Below are 1900 nucleotides of genomic sequence, written 5' to 3' on the forward strand. Positions count from 1 at the left end.
TCCTGACTTTGACGGTACCTTTCCCAGTCTAGCCATAGCTGATATTGATTTCCAGCGGTTTATCCCGTATTTTTCGACCAAGTTCCTTTGTAGTGGACGGTGATACAAAGTGTGTGATTTTCTTTCAGTTACGATTAAATGGCCGTAACTTTGCGGCATGTTTGTCAGGACAAAACAGCGGGAAAACGGCAAGATCACTATTTTTATAGTTGAGAACATCCGGGAATCAGGCAAGGTTCGCCAGAAGACCTTGCGAACAGTGGCTACTGTGCCCCCTGAAGACTTGGAACGCTTTACAGAGCTGGCAGAACATATCCTCAGTGAAATGGAAGTCAACTGGAAGCCCAACCTGTTTCCTGCCCCGACTTTGGCAGAGATGGTTATCTCAAGTCGCAGGCGTTCCCTGGGAGATGATAGCCCTCTACCGGTAAACATGCGTAAACTCAGGGAAGAAGCCCGTATCGTTAGCGGTGTCCATGAGATATATGGAAGCCTTTATGATGAAATCGGCTTTAATAAAGTATTCCGTTCATGTCCGGTAAGTGGTTCTGTGATGAAAGACATCGTCATGGCCCGTTTGGCAAAACCATGCAGCAAACGTTCTTCCACCGAGTTGTTGGAACGTGACTTTGGGATTAAGATTCCCTTGGAGAAGGTTTACCGGATGATGGACACCCTGGGCGAAAGTAAAATTAATAAGCTGCAAGAGATCTGCTGGTGGCATTCCCGCAGCTTGCTGACCGAAGAAATCAACCTTTTGTTTTACGATTGCACCACCCTGTATTTTGAGAGCTTTACAGAAGATGAACTACGCAGTTTCGGTTACAGCAAAGACCACAAGTTCAATCAGGGACAGGTTCTCTTAGCCCTGATGGTTACACGCGAGGGTCTTCCTGTAGGTTATGAAGTCTTCCCCGGCAACATGTACGAAGGAGACACATTTGCTCATGCCATCCATAAGATAAAGAACCGTTACCACGTCAAACGGGCAGTTGTAGTTGCCGATAGCGGATTGCTCTCTAAACCCAATATTGAATTGTTAGAGAAACAAAAATACGATTTCATCTTAGGCGCACGCCTGAAAGGCTTGTCCGATAAATGGAAAAACAGGATATTGGACAACACAGACTACGAAAGAATAGAGAAAGAAAATGAAGTCATCAGATTGACTTCTTACAACTATACCAAAAACCGGCGGTTGATTGTCAGCCATAGCACCAAACGAGCAGAAAAAGACAGGAGTGACAGGGAAAAAGCGGTCATTAAACTCAATGAAAAACTTGAGAAAAGTAAAAATCCCAAATCCCTGATTAGCAACTACGGTTATAAGAAGTACCTGACAATGGATGGAGAAGTCCAGGTTAGTGTCAATCAGGAGAAATTAGAAAGGGAAGCCCTTTGGGATGGGCTTCATGGTGTATTTACCAATATCAACAAAAAAGAGATGGATGCTGGGGCTATCCTGAGCCAATACCATGGACTATGGCAGGTGGAGGAGTCTTTCCGCATTACCAAACATGATTTGCGTGTGCGTCCCGTCTTTCATTGGTCAGCCGACAGGGTACGTTCTCATTTGGCGATTTGCTTTGTTGCATTTTCACTAATACGTTTTCTACAACACCGCATCAAGAAAGAAATCAATGAAAATTTTTCTGCCGAAAGGATTAAAGACGAACTATTGCGGATACAGGAAAGTGTGGTGAAGGATATAACGAATAATAATAAGTATGTCATACCATCTAAAACTTCAACGGATGCACTGAAAATATATCAGGCAATGCACCTGAAAAGGCATGTAGTACCATTTAAGTTGGAAACAAAGATGTAAAATGTAGTGGACGAACGAAATTTTACACCACTGAAAATCATGCGATTACAAAAAAATACCGTCGAAGTCAGG

1 protein-coding gene is annotated in these 1900 nt (G+C 43.4%); it reads left to right on the plus strand.

Translation table 11 applies throughout. The features are described 5' to 3' along the window. The first annotated feature begins 157 nt into the window (after positions 1 to 157). Complete coding sequence (locus ACYPZI_RS15870) at positions 158 to 1828, plus strand: IS1634 family transposase (protein ID WP_459603338.1); 1671 nt, start codon at positions 158 to 160, stop codon at positions 1826 to 1828. Positions 1829 to 1900 lie beyond the last annotated feature (72 nt).

It is taken from the genome of Dysgonomonas reticulitermitis, from assembly GCF_054601275.1.

What these genes read in the sequence shown, in the direction of transcription:
- ACYPZI_RS15870 (WP_459603338.1), top strand. Translation starts at nt 158, where the DNA reads ATGTTTGTCAGGACAAAACAGCGGGAAAACGGCAAGATCACTATTTTT.